An 18,535-nucleotide genomic window follows, 5' to 3' on the forward strand; every position below is an offset into this window, starting at 1 on the left:
ATAAGTTTACATATGTTGGATAAAATCTAAATACCTTACTAGCTTTTATATTTATCCGATGACTACCAGTTCTAATACTCTCATCTTTTTTGAAGAGAGAATAAAGAGCTGCTACGTCCCTGGATAACGATTTCCCCTAAAGGACAATGAATTCTAAGTATCAAATAAATTGATACTTAGAATTCTGTTAGTAACCTTCAAAGGGAGTAAAAAACTCCCTCTGAAGTAAAGAACTCTGTTTATTAGTGAATTTTAGCTATGGACAAAGATTAATTTACCATATATGATAAATTAAATGATAAAGATGGAATTGATAAAAATTTAACTTATGAAAGCGGGGATAATATGATATTTGATTCACATGCTCATTATGATGATGAACAATTTGATGATGACAGAGATGTTATTTTAAAAGAGATAAAAGATAAAGAGGTTATAGGCGTAATAAATTGTGGTTCTAGCTTGAAGGGTCTTGAAATGTCTGTAAAGTTAGCTGAAGATTATGATTTCATTTATGCCGCTGCAGGAATCCACCCAGAGAATGCTGATGAATTTAGGAATGAAGTTAAAGAGAGAATACGTAGCTTGGCTAAGGACAAGAAGATAGTTGCAATAGGAGAAATAGGATTAGACTACTATTGGGAAGAAAACCCTTCAAGAGAAGTACAAAAGAAAGTTTTTAGAGAGCAAATGGCTGTAGCTAAAGAATTTAATTTGCCTGTTATAATTCATGATAGAGATGCCCATGGAGATACCCTAGAAATATTAAAGGAATTTCCTGATGTAATAGGTGTAGTTCACTGCTTTTCAGGAAGTGTAGAATTCTCTAAAGAATGTTTAAAATTAGGATATTATATAGGGGTTACTGGAGTAGTTACTTTTAAAAATTCTAAGGTTATAAAAGAAGTGGTAAAGGAATTACCCCTAGATAGGTTATTGGTAGAAACTGATTGTCCATATATGGCACCAACACCAAATAGAGGAAAGAGAAATCAATCAAATTATATAAAGTTTATCATAGAAGAAATAGCTAACATTAAAGGTACAAGCAGAAAACAAATTGAAGAAATTACAATATTTAACACAAAAAGCTTGTTTAATTTAAATTAGTGAGGTATAATTTGAAATATAAATTTGAAAGTGTAGTTTTAGATATATTAAATTATAGATATAAATTTCATTAGTTTTTAAGTCAAATGTATATAAAGAATAAATGAACTTATTTTTGCATATGTATAGTATAAACCTGTACTTATCACCCCGGAAAGACTGAAACTAAAACACAGAAAAGCTATTATTTTAATTATTATTTTATTATGCATAGTATGCATTAAGTTCAGTCAATTCAATGATTAGAGTGCTAAATTTGACATAACTATGGTATCTAATATATAATAGCAAAGTACTCTTGTCTGAGGGAGGTAATCTTTATGATGATTAAATTCAAAGATAAATTGAAAAGCAATTTTTCAATTTGGCCAAAGACGGTGTTCGTTGTTGTATTAATTCTATTAAGTGCCGCAGTTACTATTTGGGGGTTAAGGAATACCGTTGAAGTAGTAGTTGATGGTCAAAAAGTAGAAATAACTACATTATCAAAAAATTTAAATACTATACTAGAGAACAACGGCATAACAGTTGCTCAGAAGGATAAAATTTCTGTGGAACTAGACAGCGAAGTTAATGATGGTGACATAATTTATATTAATAAGGCAGTAGATGTAGAAGTAGTGGTAGACGGAAAAAACTTATCAATAGCATCAGCAGAGAAAACAGTAGAAGATATGTTAGAAGCTGAGAATATTAAAATAAGTCAAGAGGACAAGATAGTTCCGTCTATGGATGAAAATCTACAAGCAGGTATGACTGTTGAGGTTACAAGAGTAAAGAAGGAGCTTTTAAAAGAAGTTCAACCAATAGCTTTTGAAACTGAAACAAGAAAAAACTCTGAACTTAACCAAGGAGTAGAAAAAGAAGTTCAAAAAGGCTCTATGGGTGAGAGAACTATCACAACAGAGGTTGTGTATGAAAATGGTAAAGAGGTTAATAGAAGAGTTGTAAAAGAGGTTGTTAGTAAAAATCCTATAAATAAGATAATAGATATAGGAACCTTAGCTGTTGTAAGACCATCACGTGGTGGCAATGCAAAAGACTTTGCATATTCAAGTATGATATCTTGTGTATCAACTGCATATACTTCCGATAGGGGAGATTCAGGTACTATAACAGCAACAGGTACAACTGTTAGACGTAATCCAAATGGATACAGCACTGTAGCTGTAGATCCAAGAGTAATTCCATTAGGAACAAAACTTTATATCGAAGGATATGGACTTGCCATTGCAGAAGATACAGGGGGAGCCATAGTAGGTAATAAGGTTGATGTGTATGTTAATAGCTATGATGAAGCTGTTAACTGGGGAAGAAGACAGGTTAACGTTTATATTTTAAAATAGGAGCATAGGCTCCTATTTTTTTATTTCAGATGCCTAAAATTAAATATGCTATGATATAATTACATTGAGAAATTTTAAAATACAAAGAAATATATAAACAGAGTTCTTAGCTTCTTCGAAGCTTTAGAAATCGTTATCCAGGGACGTAGCTGCTCTTTACTCCCACTTTGAAGAAGATGGGGGGGTTAGAGCAGGTAGTCATAGGATAATTTTTATATAAAGGTTACATAATATTTTATATAGCATAATGCAGGACGGAGGCTTTTATGATTAAGGAAGTAATAGTGGTAGAGGGACGAGATGATGTGACAGCTGTAAAAAGAGCTGTTGATGCTGAAGTAATATCAGTTAGTGGATTTGGTATAAATAGTAAAGTTATTGAAAGAATAAAAGAGGCTAATAAGAGACAAGGGGTAATAGTTTTAACAGACCCTGATTTTGCTGGAGAAAAAATAAGAAGAATTATAGCTAAAAGAGTCCCTAATATTAAGCATGCTTATATAACTCAAAGTGAAGGAAGAAAAGGTGATAATATAGGAGTTGAAAATGCTTCACCAGAAACTATTATCAAGGCTTTAAATGGAGCAAAGTGTGAATTAAAAGAGCCTAGACATGAGTTTACTATACAAGATATGCACTATTTTAGATTAACAGCAGATAAAGATGCTAAAAAAAGAAGAGATGCTATTGGAAGAGAATTAGGAATAGGGTATAGTAATACAAATCAGCTATTAACTAGATTAAATAATTATGGTATATCTAAGGATGAGTTTGTAGAAGCTATGAAGAAGGTAGATAAGGAGATTTAGTATGGATAAATTAAATACAAAAGAACTAGTTGAAAAATATAATTTTAAGTTTACTAAAAGTTTAGGACAAAATTTTTTAACTGATTACACAGTGCTTGAGGATATTGTAGAAGGTGCAAATATAACTGAGAATGACTACGTAATAGAGATAGGTCCAGGTGTTGGAACTTTAACTAGGGAGTTACTTAAAAGGGCTAAAAGAGTTACTAGTATAGAGTTAGATTCTAGATTAATACCTATTTTGGAATCAGAGTTATCTAGTTATGAGAATTTTAGTTTAATAAATAAAGATGCTTTAAAGGTAAATTATAGAGAACTAATAGGTGAAGAAAAAAGTGTAAAGGTAGTAGCTAATTTACCATATTATGTAACTACGCCTATAATAGCAAATCTTTTAAATGATAAATTAGATATAAAATCTATAACTATTATGATTCAAAAGGAAGTTGCAGAACGAATTAATGGAGAACCAAGTACTAAAGAATATGGAGCATTTACTCTACTTGCAAAGTATTATTGTGATACAAAAATTATAAGGAATGTACCTCCAAGTTGTTTTATACCATCTCCTAAAGTAGATTCTATAGTTATTAGATTAGATAAATTAGATAAACCTAGAGTTGAAGTGAAGGATGAAAAACTTTTCTTTAATATAATAAGGCAGTCTTTTAATATGAGAAGAAAAACTCTATGGAATAGTATGAAGGCTATAGGATTATCTAAGGAACTGCAAGAAAAGGCTTTTGAAGATGCGGGTATTAATCCAACTAGAAGAGGTGAAACTCTAACAATAGAAGAGTTTGCTACTTTAGCAAATAAGATATACGAGATTCGCCTTAAATAGACGAATCTTTTTTCTTATAAAAATAAATAAAGAATATCCTTCATTTTTTATACATAATAGTCATATATTATAATGTATAAATAAAAATGGAGGTAGAGAGTATGCCGTCTAGAAAAAGCTATAATAGATTTTTTATAATATTACAAGAAGATCAAAAAGGATATGGACTAGATTCCAATAAAACACCTTCAGGCTACGCTAAGTTAGAGGTAAGAAATGATAAAGCAAAAGCCTCATTTTATGCTCAAAATCTTAAAAAGCAAAAGGGCCCATACTTTATGATTTTAATAGTTCAAGGAAACAATGGTAATGAACTAATAAATCTTGGTCGAATCAATATAGATGATGGCGGAAAAGCTGATGTTAGCAATGAGTTTGATGCCAATAATTTAGTAAATACAAACATAGGTATGAACAAGGTGCAAGGAGCAGCTATTGGTAAGATAAGTGCAGATAAAGTTATGCCTGTAATGGTAGGGTTTATTGGAGGGGAAGAGCTTAAAAACTGGCAGAACTATCCTCTAGCTAAGAGTGATAGTAATACTGTAAAAGAAAATAATAGTACAACTACACCAGTAAAAGAAACTCCAAAATCAGATAATGGAAATATGAATAAAGTAGTGCCTCAAATTCAAAATACAAATTTAGGGCAGCAAGAAAGTAATGCTGGAATTATACAAAACAACACCAATAATATACAGCAACAAACAGGAATACCACAAAATACAGGAACTGATAATACTCAACAACAAACAGGAATGCCACAAAATATAGGAACTGATAATACAAACATTACTAATACTCCATATGGTGGAATTATTCCTAATATACCTGGAAGTACTTCTACTCCTATTCCTAATATCAATATACCTGGAATCACCCCTACTCCAATGTCTAATACAAGGAGCGATGAAAATTATATAAGTGATGAAGTAGATATTATTGATGTTGAAGAAATTGAACCTTTAGTAAAGAATGATCTAATAAATGAACAATTAGAAAGTAATGATGAAGACTATATTGATGATGAGAATAGAATATTTGAAGAATATGAAAAAGAAATAGAAAGGTTAAAAGATTATAGAAAAAAACACTCTAAAAAGAAGAATAAATATGATGATTGTAAGGTGAAAAAATCATATGATTATGACGATATAGATAAAAAATGTGAAGATTGCAAACCTGAGAAACATAAAAAAAGTGAATGGAATGATAAGGATTATCCAATGGGAACTATGGGTAAATTTTTTAAAGAAGTTATCTATGGCTTAGAAAAGATTGGTAGTAATGAGAATATTAAAAATTGTTTTTGGTACAAAGCTCATGTAAAAAAATTAGAGGATATGTATTGTGTTTATGATTACAATAAATATTCTGTGGTGTTCTACCCTATGATTTGCTATTATCCTTATATATCACGACATGGAAATTTCATGGTTGGATATAAATGTGATGATGAAGGTAATTTAAAATATATTATATATGCAATACCAGGCACAAGAGATTTGGCAGACCAACCATATGAAGGAAAGACTGGTTTCGTAACTTTCATGCCAGATGAAGATAATGATAAAACAGGTCATTGGTTAATGTATTATGATATAAAAGGCAATACTGTGGTTGTACCAGTTAAGAGGTAAGATAATATGTGAATTTAAAACTCCGAATTTTATTCGGAGTTTATTCTATTTTTTGAAAAAGGGACATAGTATATTAATAAAGGGAGGGTAACATATGAAATTAGTAGATGATAATATGAGAAAATTAGGATTAGCAATAATACTAGCAGGGCTTATGATAGTTATATTAGGAGTTGGAAAATATTTTGAAGAAAGTCTAAGAACAGCTACATTAACTCAGAATAGTATGGTTGAATTTAAGCAATATGATATTCTAGATGGTAAAATAAAATATAAGTTGCCTAGTAGCTGGTTAACTACAATAAAAGAGAATAAAGATGATAAAATTGTATACTTAAATGAATTTGTTTCAGATGATGCTAATACTTATGGTTCTATAGAGCTTATAAGTAACAGCGAAGGTGTTAAAGCAACAATAGATAAGTGCATAGCAGATGTAGAGGGTATGGGAATAAAAGACTATAAAAAAGAAAAAGTGAAGATAGATAATATAGAATTAGATTATATTAAGTATGATTTAAAAAGTAGTAAAGAAAATGTAAAAAGAACCTATGAATATTATGTTCCATACGATGATTATGTGGCTAGAATAACATTTATAATTAGTGATAAAAAAGCTAGAGAGAATACACAAGTGGTATTTGAAAATATAGTTAAAACTTTTTCCTTTGAAAAGTAAAAGAGTTATTTGATTTAATGTATAACAACTATTATAATAAAACATATGATAAAGAATGAAAAATTCTAAGAATTTTTCAAGTGGAGGGCAAAGGTGAGAAGAGTAAAAAGTAATTTCATAGTTATATTATTAATAATATCATCATTACTAATTTCCGCTTGTGGTATAAGGGGAAATAGTGATTTTAACTATATGCAAGAAAGGAACATTATGAAGGTTACAATTCAGAGTACTAGAGATAAAAGTTATAAGTTTACTGTTACTGACAAAGATGTAATAAATGATATATATAGTATACTTTCTAGTGCAAGTGTTGTTGAAGAAAAGTCAACTTTAGACCCAGACTATACTCTGGAGATATATGAGAGCCCAACAGAATTTAAGACCTTTAATTATGTAGCTGGACTTGACAAAAAGGATGGGGCAAATCTGTATAATGATAATAATAAGTATATTGTTTCTAAGAGGCTTGATAATGATATCATAAAAAACTTTGCAAATATAAGAAAACCTATCGACTTTGAGTATGTATATTATACTTCTATTTTAAGTTGTATAGATAAGTACGTATCCGCTAATAAAGATGCAGGTAATGTTGGAGTTAATGTATCTAGTGATAATATGGCTGCACGTTTTCAAATATCCACAGAGATTGAGGAATTTAAGAAGAAAGTAAATAAACTTAAATCAGTAACATTCATGGATACCTCTGTTACCAGAGATGATTTTAATGTAGTTATGAATATAAAAACAGAAGGATATACATCTAAGAAATATAAAGGTATTGTTACATTTGAAAAGACTAAAAATGCTTCCTCTACTAGCTATTATATAAGTAACGTTTATGATCGTGGAGAATGGAAGTTTAGCATAAGTGATGAAAAACCGGAAGATTTCTAAAAGTAAAATAAATATAGTAATTAAAAGGATATAGCATGATGATTGAATGATCGTCATGCTATATCCTTTTTAAATTATTTTATATAGAATTATTAGTATAAGGAGCTAATCTTTTTGTAAGACTATTTAAATTTATAACTGAGCATACAGCTATGCAAATTATACAATCTATAAGAATATAAGTACCATTATATACTAGTGAATATACTGCTGGAGTTAAGTTATATTTAGCAGCATAACTTCCCCAAAAAATTATTCCAGCTATGTAATGGAATGTAAATCGTGCAAAGAAAGCAACTATTATAGCTAAATATTTATTTTTCTTAAAAAATCCTGAAAGTCCAATTGCCATAAAAGGCAGAGTATAGTCAAAAAGAACTTGAATGGGGTGAAGAATATATGTAGGTCCTATAACGAAGTTTAATATACCATACACAAAGCCAGTGAACATTCCTATAGTAGGTCCATAAATTAAAGATATTATAATTATAGGTAGCATACTAGCAAGAGTTGCACTTCCACCTAAAGGAAATTCAAAAAATTTGAAAAATTGAAGAATTACCGACATGGCAACTGCTAAAGCTATATGAGTTGTTAACCTAGAAGTAAACTTGATGTGTTTAACTTTTATAAACACACATAATAGAATTAGGACACCAAGTAAGGTGGCAAGAGTTGTCCAACTAGCTAGAATATTTTTCATATTTTCTAAGATATTCATAAAGAGTCCTCCTTAAATTAAGTAGTGCTAAGGACTAATGTTAAAGCAGAAGTTATACTCTGAAAAAAAGCCATGTTCGTAAGAACACGGCTAAATAACTAAGCATTAACTTAAGCTTATTAATCGCTTCCCTACGCTAGCATTATCTAGGTCAGGTAAAGGGTAATGAAAAATCATTTCTCAGCCGGAGCACCCCTAGCACAATATATTATTTTATATTTTCATAATAGCATACATAGTTTTATAGTTCAATAGAGCCCTATATAAACCGAATAAAAATAGAGACCACGAATTTAAATCGTGTCTCTAAAATGATGAATAATACATATTTCTTTAAAATATATATCTATAATTTTGTAACATTTGCTGCTTGAGGGCCTCTATCCCCACTAACTATTTCAAATTGAACTTTTTGTCCTTCATCAAGGACCTTATAGCCATCTCCCGTTACAGCAGAGAAATGTACAAATACATCTTCATGACCTTCCATAGATATAAATCCAAACCCTTTTTCACTATTAAACCATTTTACTGTTCCTACTTCCATATAATCTCCGTTAAGCAACTTAAATAGTTGCACCCTTTTCAACATACTCAGTTTTGCGGTGCTACTCCTGTTGGTCGTGTACTCGAGGGCATCAAATCTTAATATTATTAAGATAAGCACGGAATCTCCTTTCAAAATATTTGACCATATCTAACTTCTTAGATATTAACTATAGTGTTCTCAATTTGAAACTTTTTATACTATTTTATTATACGTTTAGCAACATAATATCTATTACTATAATAAGCAGAATTTAAATTAGAAACTCTTACGCAATCACCAGGTTGAGGAGCTTGGATAAATAAATCATTACCTTTATAGATTCCTACGTGAGATATATCATTAGGATCATCATCGTTAGTAGTAAAGAAAATTAAATCTCCAGGTTTTAAATCCTTACGATCAACGACGATACCTTGATGTACTTGATAGTATGTAGATCTTTCTAGGCATATTCCTAGTTGCTTGTACACATATTGAACAAGACCAGAACAATCAAAGCCTACAGGGGTAAATCCACCCCAAAGGTATGGAACTCCAAGATATTCTTCAGCTTTAGCAACTATATCTTCTCCAGTATAACTACTTTGTATAAGAGGAGTTTCCTTTACTATGGGATTTGATGATTGATTTTCATCAGCTATGGTTACATAGTCACCGCTAATATATCCATTAGTATTACCTACCTTAACATTATACCAACCATTAGTATAAGAAATTATAGGTAGCTTACTACCATATCTTACTGTAGTAACTATACTATAACTAGTACTAGCACCAGAACGAACATTTAAAGCATCAGCATTAACAATTGCAACTTTACCTTCCACAGTGTGAGAAGGTGGAGTCGTCTCAGGTGGGGTAACGGTACCAGGAGTAGTTTCAGTATTATTATTGTTTGATATAAATTCTGAACTTACAAAGGCCGTACCACTTTTAAATTTAATTTTGTGCCAACCGTTACTAGTAGATAATATTTCAACTTTAGAATTTTTATATAGAGTACCAACTATCTTAGAGCTAGTATTTGCACCAGAACGAACATTTAAAGCATCTGCTTTAACAATGCCTGTAGATATAACGGTATTGTTGTTAGAGGAATTATTGTTTCCGCTACTTGAGTTATTATTACCAGAATTATTTGAAGAAATGGTAATATATTCAGCGCTGACAAAGCCAATAGCATTATTATACTTAATTTTGTGCCAACCATTACTAGTAGATATTATTTGTACTGTAGCATTTTTACGAAGGGAACCAATAATTTTATTACTAGTGCTTGCTCCAGAACGAACATTTAGAGCATCTGCATTAACGATACCATTAGATTTAACGGTACTATCAGAAGAGTTACTATTGTTATTATTAGTATTACCATTACCTGAGTTTGAATTACTTGAAGAAGTATTAATGTACTCAGCACTAACGAAACCAGTAGTATTATTATATTTAATTTTATGCCAACCATTGCTAGTAGATATTATTTGCACTTTGGCATTTTTAGAAAGAGATCCAATAATTCTACTGCTAGTATTACCTGCAGAACGAACATTTAAGGCAGTAGCAGTAACAATTCCAGTTTTAGATGCTTGTACTGTATTAGAATTACTATCTAGCTTTACATATTCTCCAGAAATCCAACCAGTAGTGTTATTATATTTAATTTTATACCATCCATTTGCTATCTCTAGAATTGATACTTTAGTATTATAATTTATTTTACCAATAATGTTACTACTAGTATTATGATTTGATCTTATATTTAATACATCTGCAGTTATAGTTCCTGTAACTGTAGAGTTGTATGAAGAATTCGAAGTTTGAGCTGGATCAGCTATAGCTATAACTTGCATAGAAGTAGCAATGGCTGTACCCGTTGCAAGTGTACATAAAACTTTCAATGCTTTATCATTCATTAATTAACAGTCCTTTCTCAATAATATTTCCCCATAGAATATATTTCATATTATTACTTAAATTATAAGGTAAAAAATGATATATAACAACAAATAACATCAAATACATTTATATTTTTTTAATTGAATAGAACTCTAATCTAGTTTTAAGATTAGAGTTCAAAAATTTTAACTAAATTTACACCTTCTAAAGGTGGGTTTATAGTTAATGTATGAGATTTTATATTCACAGCATTTTTCATAAAAGATATGAAATTTTCTATTCCATGAACAGGAAAATCTATATGTGGAACTTTATAATGCATTGGAATTACTAATTTACTTTGGATTTTATTGCAAAGAGTGGCAGCAATTTCAGGAGCAATGGTAAAATTACTCCCTACTGGGATGAAGAGTATATCTACAGTACCTAATAAATCTAATTCTTCAGCTGTTAGCATATGTCCAAGATCGCCTAAATGACATAGTTTTAAGTTATCCGTTTCTATTAAATAAATTATATTATCACCGCGTTTAGCTCCCTTTATATTGTCATGATAAGATGGAAAGCCTTGAATTTTAATAGAAGAGCTTTCATATGAGCAAGGTGTGTTTATAATAATTGCACCAGGGTTTATTAAATCCGTATAGTTATGATCAAAATGGTCATGACTGATGGTAACTATATCTACAGAACCTTTATAGGGCGTTCCACCTAAACATTTATTAAAAGGATCCATAAGTATCTTTTCTCCATGAGAATTTTCAAGTAGAAAGCAAGAATGTCCAAACCAAGTAATTACCATAGTTAGTACCTCCTAATTAAGTAAAGTTAACTATTTAGTCTATTTTAATTATTAACAGCTTTGCTTAATTTATGCTTTAGTATGTAAAAAGAACATTTTAATTTAATAAGAAGACTACAATAATAAGATGACTACAATAATAAGAGTAGATGCAATTGTAATAGATTAAATAATATTTTAGTATGTTATTAGAAATAAAGCCCTTTACATTAAAATTTTTATATAATATAATAGATGTAAAATTAATTTACAACATAGTACATATAAAAGCTGAGAATAGGACAGTACTCTAAAAGGTAGCTTAAAGAGAGTGGGGGTAGGTGAAAACCCATAGTGAATAATTAGAGGAAGATCACCTAGGAGCTGAGAACTGAAATTTAGTAAGTTTTTCCGTATTTCTGCGTTAAGGAATAGGATATGTTAGTATCCGAAATTATTAACACTGTAGGTGGTATAGCGAAGTAACTTCGTCCTTAGTAGGGCGGAGTTTTAATTTTTATCCATGATATATGAGATTAATTAATTAATGCTATGGATAAAATTAAGGCTAGATACTATTAAATTAATTTTACCTTATAATTACTTAACAATATTTAAATGATTCCATGAGATTAACCAGAAATGGTACAGATAAACTATGTAAGGAGGAAAAATATATGTATAAGAAAATTGATAACTCAAAGTCTTTTATGGACATTGAGAAAGATATGTTAAAGCTTTGGGAAGAAAAAGACGTAATACAAAAGAACTTCGACTTAAATGATGAAGGTGAATATTTTACGTTCTATGATGGTCCACCAACAGCTAATGGTAAACCACACATAGGTCACGTTATAACTAGAGTTATGAAAGATATAATCCCAAGATATAAAGTTATGAAAGGTTATAAGGTTTTAAGAAAAGCTGGATGGGATACTCATGGTCTTCCAGTAGAACTTGAAATTGAAAAGAAACTTGGAATTTCAGGAAAACCTGAGATTGAAAAGTATGGAGTAGAAGAATTTGTTACTCAATGTAAAGATAGTGTATTCTCTTACGTTGAAATGTGGAGAGAAATGTCTGAAAGGCTTGGTTACTGGGTTGACATGGAAAATCCATATGTAACTTATCACAATGATTATATAGAATCAGTATGGTGGGCTTTAAAGCAAATGTGGAATAAGGATTTATTATATAAAGGACACAAAGTAATGCCTTATTGCCCAAGATGTGGAACTACCTTATCATCTCACGAAGTAGCACAGGGATATAAAGATGTAAAGGATAGCTCAGCTTATGTAAAATTTAAACTAAAAGATGAGGACAAATATGTATTAGTATGGACAACAACTCCTTGGACATTACCAAGTAACGTTGCTCTTGCTGTTAATAAATCTTATGATTATGTAGAAGTTTTACATGAAGGTGAATATCTAATTCTTTCAAGAACTCTTTTAAACAAACTTCGAGGCGAATATGAAGTAGTATCTGAATTTAAAGGAGAAACATTGCTTGGAAAAGAATATGAGCAAATGTTTAAGTTCGAAGTGCCTGAAGAAAAAGCATTTTATATAGTTCATGGAGACTTTGTAACATTAACAGATGGTACTGGAATAGTTCATATAGCACCTGCTTATGGAGATGACGATAATCAATTAGGAAAGAAATATGGTCTTCCTATGATTAATCTAGTAGATGGGGAAGGTAACTTTGTTCCAGCAGTAACTCCTTGGGCTGGAATATTTGTAAAAAAAGCAGATGAGAAGATTTTAGCTTATTTAAAAGAAAATAATATTCTTTATAAAAGTGAGAAGTTTACACACTCATATCCACATTGCTGGAGATGCGATACGCCACTTCTTTATTATCCAAGAGAAAGTTGGTTTGTAAGAATGTCTTCAGTAAGGGATCAACTTATTCAAAATAATAATAAAATAAATTGGATGCCTGACAATGTAAAAACAGGTAGAATGGGTAAATTCCTTGAGAATGTAATTGACTGGGGAATTTCTAGAAATAGATATTGGGGTACTCCACTTCCAATTTGGGAATGTGAATGTGGACACAGGGAGTTAATAGGAAGTGTTGAAGAACTTAAGGAAAAAGGTGTAAGTGTACCAGATGGTATAGAGCTCCATAAGCCATATATTGATAGGGTTAAGGTTACTTGTCCACACTGTCAAAAAGAAATGACAAGGGTTGAAGAAGTTATAGACTGTTGGTTTGACTCAGGTTCAATGCCATTTGCTCAATATCACTATCCTTTTGAAAATAAAGAACTATTTGAAGCAAACTTCCCAGCACAGTTTATTTCTGAAGCTGTAGACCAAACAAGAGGATGGTTCTATACACTTCTTGCTATTTCTACAACTGTGTTTGAGAATAATCCTTTTGAAAATTGTATAGTACTAGGACACGTTTTAGACAAAGATGGACTTAAGATGTCTAAACATAAAGGAAATGTACTTAGTCCATTTACAGTACTTGAAAATGAAGGCGCAGATGCTTTAAGATGGTATTTCTATACTGGTAGTGCACCATGGCTTCCATCAAGATTCTATGAAGAGGCTGTTATAGAAGCTCAAAGAAAATTTATAGGAACTCTATGGAATGTGTATTCATTCTATGTTCTATATGCAGAATTAGACAATTTTAATCCAATAGATTATAAAGATTTTAAATCAGAAAATGTAATGGATAAATGGATGATGTCTAAACTGAATACATTAGTTAAAAATATAGATGAGCATTTAGAAAACTACAGAATAACTCAAGGAGCTAAAGAACTAGAAGATTTTGTAGATGAATTATCTAACTGGTATGTTAGAAGAAACAGAGCAAGATTCTGGGGTGAAGAGCTTACAGAGGATAAGATAGGTGCTTACATGACTTTATATAGAGTACTTGTATCATTCTCTAAAATAGCTGCACCGTTTATACCATTTATAACTGAAGAGTTATATCAAAATCTTGTTGTTGCTTTTGATAAGGATGCAGAAGAGAGTGTTCACCTATGTAAATGGCCAGAATACGTTAAAGCTGATGTAGATGCGGTATTAGAAGATGAAATGGATAAGGCGTATAAGATAGTTAAGCTTGGAAGAAGTGCAAGAAATGGGGCTAATATTAAGAATAGACAGCCACTTGGAAAAATGCTTGTATCTGTAGACTCACTTCCAGAATATTATGGAGACATAGTTAAGGATGAGCTTAATATTAAACAAGTAGAACTAGGATCAGACCTTTCTAAATATGTTAACTTTGAAATAAAACCTAATCTTCCAGTACTAGGAAAGGCTTACGGAAAAATGATTCCAGGAATCAGAAAAGGTATAGCCTCAATGAATCAAATGGATCTTGCACAAAGAGTAAATAATGGTAATGTGGTTACAATAAATGTAGATGGAACTGAAATAGAGTTAAATAAAGAAAATCTACTTGTAACAATGCAGGGCTTAGAAGGATTTGCTTTTGCTGGAGAAGGTGAAATAGGTGTAGTATTAGATACAAATATTTCAGAAGAACTTAGAGAAGAAGGTCACATAAGAGAAGTTCTAAGCAAAATACAAAACATGAGAAAAGAAACAGGATTTGAAGTTTCAGACAAGATAAACTTATACTTTGCTGGAAATGAAGTCTTAGAGAATGTAATAAGAAAGTTTGAAAATCAAATAAAGAAAGATACATTAGCATTAACCGTAGCCTATAATAGTGATAAGGCTATAAATGAAGTTAAAATTAATGGTGAAAAGTTATTGTTACATGTAGAAAGAGTTTAGTAATAATATGTTAAATTAAAATATTAAGTAGTTTAGATGGAGTTAATATGATAATAGATTGCTCCATCTAAACTTTATAATTATACTTTACTTTATAGTATAAATAAGGTATATATGTATTAAAAAATATGCAGAATAATAAGAGAGGTGATATATAGTGGCAGCGTCAATTAAAGATGTAGCAAAAGAAGCAAATGTTTCTATTGCAACAGTTTCAAGAGTACTAAATGATATAGATGTAGTTAATCAAGAGACAAAGCAAAGAGTTCTAGATGCAATAGACAAGTTAGATTATAGACCAAATATTTTAGCAAGAAGCTTAAAGACTCAAAGGTCAAGCACAATTGGTATAATAATACCAGATATATCAAATTCCCTTTACCCTGAGATTGTAAGAGGGGCAGAGGACTTAGCAAGTATTTATAATTATAATATAATGTTATGTAATACTGATCTAGACAAGAGTAGAGAAAAAGAAAGTTTTAATATATTAAGAGAGAAGATGGTAGACGGTATAATATATATGGGAGACCGTCTAGATAAAGAGATAAAGGCAGCTATAAAATCTGTTGGCACTCCTGTAGTATCAATAGGTGCTATGGATGATGAAGGGGATGTTCCTAGTGTAGGTATAGATAGTTATACTGCTGCCTATGATGCTGTAAATTATTTATTCTCAAAAAATAATAAAAACATAGCATATATAGGATACATTAAAGAAAATGCTACTGAATATAAAAAGATGTATCATGGCTATAAAGACGCCATGGATGAAGAGAATTGTTTCAATGAAAAACTAGTTTATCTTGGAAGTTTAAAATATGAGGACGGCTTTGAAGGAATCACTCATATTATAAAAGATAATAAGGTTGATGCAGTTTTATGTGGAAGTGATCAATCAGCTCTTGGAGTTATAAATGCTTTAAGAGAAAAAGGAATTAGGGTACCAGAAGATATAAATGTTATAGGCTTTGATAATATAGCATTATCAGGAGTATTTTATCCTAAGCTTACTACAGTTTCTCGTCCCCTATACGATATGGGCTCTGTGGGAATGAGACTTCTTATAAAGCTTGTAAATAAAATTCCAGTTGAAGAGACTTATTATAGATTACCATATAACATAGTTGAAAGAGATTCTTGTAAGAAATAAATAGAATTAAATATAAAATAATTTAAACAATAAAAAAGTGGATTTTAAAATCCACTTTTTTATTGTTTATCTATCTAAGGATACTTTCCCCATAAGTTTATTAGCCTTATTATCAGATACATTTTTTATAGATGAACTTTTACCTTCTTTAATAAAGGTTCCCTTAGTGGTCATAGGATCTGAAAAGACTCCAGCACCATTTATACATCCACCATTACACATCATTCCTTCAATAAAATTACCTTGTAGTTTATTTATTTTTGCCATGTTTAAAGCTTTTTTTATTTCTGTAGAACCTGAAACTTTTACTGGTTTAAATTCTATATTAATATTTTCTGTGCTAACATAATTTTCTATAGCAGCAGTAAGTCCACCAGCCATACCAAAGCCCCTACCTAAAGTTGAGCCATCTTCAAGGGTCTCTTCACTGCAGTTTTCAGGATTGGTATTGAAAGCATCTAATATAGCACAAAGCTCTTCAAAGGTTAGCACGTAGTCAATAACTCCAGCTACATCCGGTCTTTTAGCTTCAGCTTTCTTAGCTGTACATGGACCGATAAATACTATTTTAGCATCAGGAGTTTCATTTTTTATAGCACGTCCCATTGCAATCATTGGAGATACCGTATTGGAGATGTGAGAAACCTCAGTAGGAAACTTTTTCTCAATGTAGCTAAAGAAGCCTGGACAACAAGAATTAGTCATATAATTTTGTCCATTTTCCATTCTCTCTACAAATTCATTAGCTTCGTGCATTGTTACCATATCTGCACCACAAGATGCTTCAAACACATCAGAAAATCCAATAGCTTTCAATGAAGATTTAATTTGACCTATTGAAACATTATTGCCCATTTGACCTGAAATTGATGGGGCAACGATTGCAATCATGTTGTGCTTTTTCTGATATAATTTTTTAGATACAGGAGCTACAAGACTTTTATCAGATATAGCACCAAAAGGACAAGCTGTCATACAAGCTCCACATTGAATACAGTCATCTTCATTAATAATAGCACGTCTAGTGATTTCATCTACCTTGAGAGCTCCAGTTGGACATGAAGTTTTACAAGGACGACGAACTTCGGATATAGCATTGTAAGGGCAAATTTTCTTACAAAGTCCACATTCTTTACATAACTCTTGATTTATATATGATTTACCACCTACAGTCATCATGGCATTAGCAGGACATACTTCCTTACATTTATGAGTAATACAACCTCTACAAGCCTCTGTAACTGTATATTTGTCTATGGGGCATCTATCACAAGCAGCCTCTATGACGTACATAATTTGTTCGTTATTTTTAATATCAATAAGATCACTATATTCATCCCCTATAGGCATATATCCAGCAGCCAGTTTAGCTCTTTGATTTACTATGGCACGCTCTTTGAAAATACAGCATCTATATGCAGGAGTATCTTTATCAACTATAAATTTATGAATATTGAATATTTCTTTGGTATTTAGATTATCATTAATAGATAAAAGGACAATTTGTTTTAGAACCTCATGCTTAATCTTTTTTAACGATGTATCAAAAGTAAACAATAAAATCCCTCCTAATTTCATAACATTGTTAATTTTTTAACCAAAACTAATTATAGCATCATTTAATTTTTATGCAATAGGTTAAGCATTGAAAAATAAAATTTGGTAAAAATATAATAGTGATGATAAATATATTTGAAATTAGGGTCACATAGTTATATACTAATAAAGGTTTAATTATTGGTTAAAAAATTAAGTATTTATACCCATGAAATTTATTATATTTAAAATAGAAATAAATATAATAATAAAAACATAGAATTAATAAAGAAGATATTTTAACGTGGTATTAAAAGGATTATAATAAAATTTTATGATGAAGAAAATATTTTAACTATAAGAAGACTGAGAGAAGGAGGAGATTATAATGAGTAATAAAATTAATCTTATATGGAAAAGTGAAGAGAACAATAGTTTTGTAATAGGGGAGATTTTAAATAGTGACCATAGATACTACTTTAGATATAATCTAGAAGAAGTGAAAAGGGCTATGGAAGAAGGATTTAATCTATTAGAAGGATTCCCAAGAGTAAATTCAAAATATTTTAGTGAAGAACCATTTAAATTATTTACTAATTGGATTGAAGAAGATCAGAAAGTTAATGATTTAACTTTTGATATGTTTAAAGGATTTGCTTATGGGCAATTCAGATTTGAAGAGAATAATAAAGATAGTAATGAAGAAATAGCATAAAGGAAAGAGCAAAATATATTTATTATGTTTTGCTCTTTGTTTAAATGAAACAAGTCAATATAGGAAAATTATAATG

The 18,535-nt window shown here is 30.5% G+C and carries 15 protein-coding genes, 1 riboswitch and 1 other annotated feature; of the genes, 10 read left to right on the forward strand and 5 right to left on the reverse strand.

Translation table 11 applies throughout. From position 1 onward, the window contains the following. Positions 1–345: 345 nt before the first annotated feature. The 7 genes from B3Z56_RS00235 to B3Z56_RS00265 all read left to right on the forward strand — a co-directional run bounded on the left by B3Z56_RS00235 (position 346) and on the right by B3Z56_RS00265 (position 7,328). A complete protein-coding gene (locus B3Z56_RS00235; RefSeq protein WP_346878024.1) occupies positions 346–1,110 on the forward strand; it encodes a TatD family hydrolase in 765 nt (254 codons plus the stop codon). 320 nt (positions 1,111–1,430) lie between these two features. Continuing rightward, positions 1,431–2,456, forward strand: coding sequence for a 3D domain-containing protein (locus B3Z56_RS00240; RefSeq protein WP_346846948.1), 1,026 nt, complete (start codon positions 1,431–1,433; stop codon positions 2,454–2,456). A gap of 266 nt (positions 2,457–2,722) precedes the next feature. Then, positions 2,723–3,265, forward strand: a complete 543-nt coding sequence (gene rnmV / locus B3Z56_RS00245) for a ribonuclease M5 (protein WP_035130849.1) — start codon at positions 2,723–2,725, stop codon at positions 3,263–3,265. 1 nt (position 3,266) lies between these two features. Further along, entirely contained in the window at positions 3,267–4,109 is an 843-nt protein-coding gene (rsmA, locus tag B3Z56_RS00250) for a 16S rRNA (adenine(1518)-N(6)/adenine(1519)-N(6))-dimethyltransferase RsmA (protein ID WP_346846949.1), read from the forward strand. 101 nt (positions 4,110–4,210) lie between these two features. Next, positions 4,211–5,749, forward strand: coding sequence for a hypothetical protein (locus B3Z56_RS00255; protein ID WP_346846950.1), 1,539 nt, complete (start codon positions 4,211–4,213; stop codon positions 5,747–5,749). A 94-nt stretch (positions 5,750–5,843) separates the two neighbouring features. After that, complete coding sequence (locus tag B3Z56_RS00260; RefSeq protein ID WP_346846951.1) at positions 5,844–6,428, forward strand: hypothetical protein; 585 nt, start codon at positions 5,844–5,846, stop codon at positions 6,426–6,428. Positions 6,429–6,521: 93 nt separating this feature from the next. Next, the gene (locus tag B3Z56_RS00265; RefSeq protein ID WP_346878025.1) at positions 6,522–7,328 is read left to right on the forward strand and encodes a hypothetical protein; all 807 of its coding nucleotides are present in this window, start codon (positions 6,522–6,524) and stop codon (positions 7,326–7,328) included. Between the two features lie 79 nt (positions 7,329–7,407). Here the strand turns inward: B3Z56_RS00265 and thiT are convergent, their stop codons facing one another. The 4 genes from thiT to B3Z56_RS00285 form a co-directional block, all read right to left on the reverse strand. Next, on the reverse strand, positions 7,408–8,049 hold the full coding sequence (thiT, locus tag B3Z56_RS00270) for an energy-coupled thiamine transporter ThiT (RefSeq protein WP_346846953.1): 642 nt from the start codon (positions 8,047–8,049) through the stop codon (positions 7,408–7,410). A 111-nt stretch (positions 8,050–8,160) separates the two neighbouring features. Beyond that, positions 8,161–8,256: riboswitch (TPP riboswitch) on the reverse strand. A gap of 139 nt (positions 8,257–8,395) precedes the next feature. Beyond that, positions 8,396–8,596, reverse strand: a complete 201-nt coding sequence (locus B3Z56_RS00275) for a cold-shock protein (protein ID WP_346847425.1) — start codon at positions 8,594–8,596, stop codon at positions 8,396–8,398. A gap of 200 nt (positions 8,597–8,796) precedes the next feature. Continuing rightward, positions 8,797–10,512 carry an SH3 domain-containing protein gene (locus tag B3Z56_RS00280; RefSeq protein WP_346846954.1) on the reverse strand — a complete coding sequence of 572 codons (1,716 nt, stop codon included), beginning with the start codon at positions 10,510–10,512 and terminating at the stop codon, positions 8,797–8,799. A 152-nt stretch (positions 10,513–10,664) separates the two neighbouring features. Continuing rightward, the gene (locus B3Z56_RS00285) at positions 10,665–11,297 is read right to left on the reverse strand and encodes an MBL fold metallo-hydrolase (protein WP_346877502.1); all 633 of its coding nucleotides are present in this window, start codon (positions 11,295–11,297) and stop codon (positions 10,665–10,667) included. Between the two features lie 263 nt (positions 11,298–11,560). Next, positions 11,561–11,775: a binding site (T-box leader), on the forward strand. Positions 11,776–11,953: 178 nt separating this feature from the next. Between B3Z56_RS00285 and ileS the strand changes: the two genes are divergently transcribed. After that, positions 11,954–15,055 carry an isoleucine--tRNA ligase gene (gene ileS, locus B3Z56_RS00290; RefSeq protein ID WP_346878026.1) on the forward strand — a complete coding sequence of 1,034 codons (3,102 nt, stop codon included), beginning with the start codon at positions 11,954–11,956 and terminating at the stop codon, positions 15,053–15,055. A gap of 157 nt (positions 15,056–15,212) precedes the next feature. Beyond that, the gene (locus B3Z56_RS00295; protein ID WP_035130868.1) at positions 15,213–16,208 is read left to right on the forward strand and encodes a LacI family DNA-binding transcriptional regulator; all 996 of its coding nucleotides are present in this window, start codon (positions 15,213–15,215) and stop codon (positions 16,206–16,208) included. Positions 16,209–16,274: 66 nt separating this feature from the next. Here B3Z56_RS00295 and B3Z56_RS00300 read toward each other — a convergent pair whose 3' ends face one another. Next, positions 16,275–17,765 carry a 4Fe-4S dicluster domain-containing protein gene (locus tag B3Z56_RS00300; protein ID WP_346878027.1) on the reverse strand — a complete coding sequence of 497 codons (1,491 nt, stop codon included), beginning with the start codon at positions 17,763–17,765 and terminating at the stop codon, positions 16,275–16,277. Positions 17,766–18,132: 367 nt separating this feature from the next. On the opposite strand from B3Z56_RS00300, the gene B3Z56_RS00305 reads away from it, so the two are divergent. Further along, positions 18,133–18,459, forward strand: coding sequence for a hypothetical protein (locus tag B3Z56_RS00305; RefSeq protein ID WP_346878028.1), 327 nt, complete (start codon positions 18,133–18,135; stop codon positions 18,457–18,459). Positions 18,460–18,535: the final 76 nt, after the last annotated feature.

Source organism: Clostridium sp. UBA7791, assembly GCF_002480755.1.
GTDB classification, from domain to species: domain Bacteria; phylum Bacillota; class Clostridia; order Clostridiales; family Clostridiaceae; genus Clostridium_J; species Clostridium_J sulfidigenes.

Coding starts and splice junctions, on each gene's coding strand:
- rsmA (WP_346846949.1), top strand. CDS start 3,267: ATGGATAAATTAAATACAAAAGAACTAGTTGAAAAATATAATTTTAAG.
- B3Z56_RS00235 (WP_346878024.1), top strand. CDS start 346: ATGATATTTGATTCACATGCTCATTATGATGATGAACAATTTGATGAT.
- thiT (WP_346846953.1), bottom strand. CDS start 8,049: ATGAATATCTTAGAAAATATGAAAAATATTCTAGCTAGTTGGACAACT.
- B3Z56_RS00305 (WP_346878028.1), top strand. CDS start 18,133: ATGAGTAATAAAATTAATCTTATATGGAAAAGTGAAGAGAACAATAGT.
- B3Z56_RS00280 (WP_346846954.1), bottom strand. CDS start 10,512: ATGAATGATAAAGCATTGAAAGTTTTATGTACACTTGCAACGGGTACA.
- ileS (WP_346878026.1), top strand. CDS start 11,954: ATGTATAAGAAAATTGATAACTCAAAGTCTTTTATGGACATTGAGAAA.
- B3Z56_RS00285 (WP_346877502.1), bottom strand. CDS start 11,297: ATGGTAATTACTTGGTTTGGACATTCTTGCTTTCTACTTGAAAATTCT.
- B3Z56_RS00260 (WP_346846951.1), top strand. CDS start 5,844: ATGAAATTAGTAGATGATAATATGAGAAAATTAGGATTAGCAATAATA.
- B3Z56_RS00240 (WP_346846948.1), top strand. CDS start 1,431: ATGATGATTAAATTCAAAGATAAATTGAAAAGCAATTTTTCAATTTGG.
- rnmV (WP_035130849.1), top strand. CDS start 2,723: ATGATTAAGGAAGTAATAGTGGTAGAGGGACGAGATGATGTGACAGCT.
- B3Z56_RS00255 (WP_346846950.1), top strand. CDS start 4,211: ATGCCGTCTAGAAAAAGCTATAATAGATTTTTTATAATATTACAAGAA.
- B3Z56_RS00275 (WP_346847425.1), bottom strand. CDS start 8,596: ATGGAAGTAGGAACAGTAAAATGGTTTAATAGTGAAAAAGGGTTTGGA.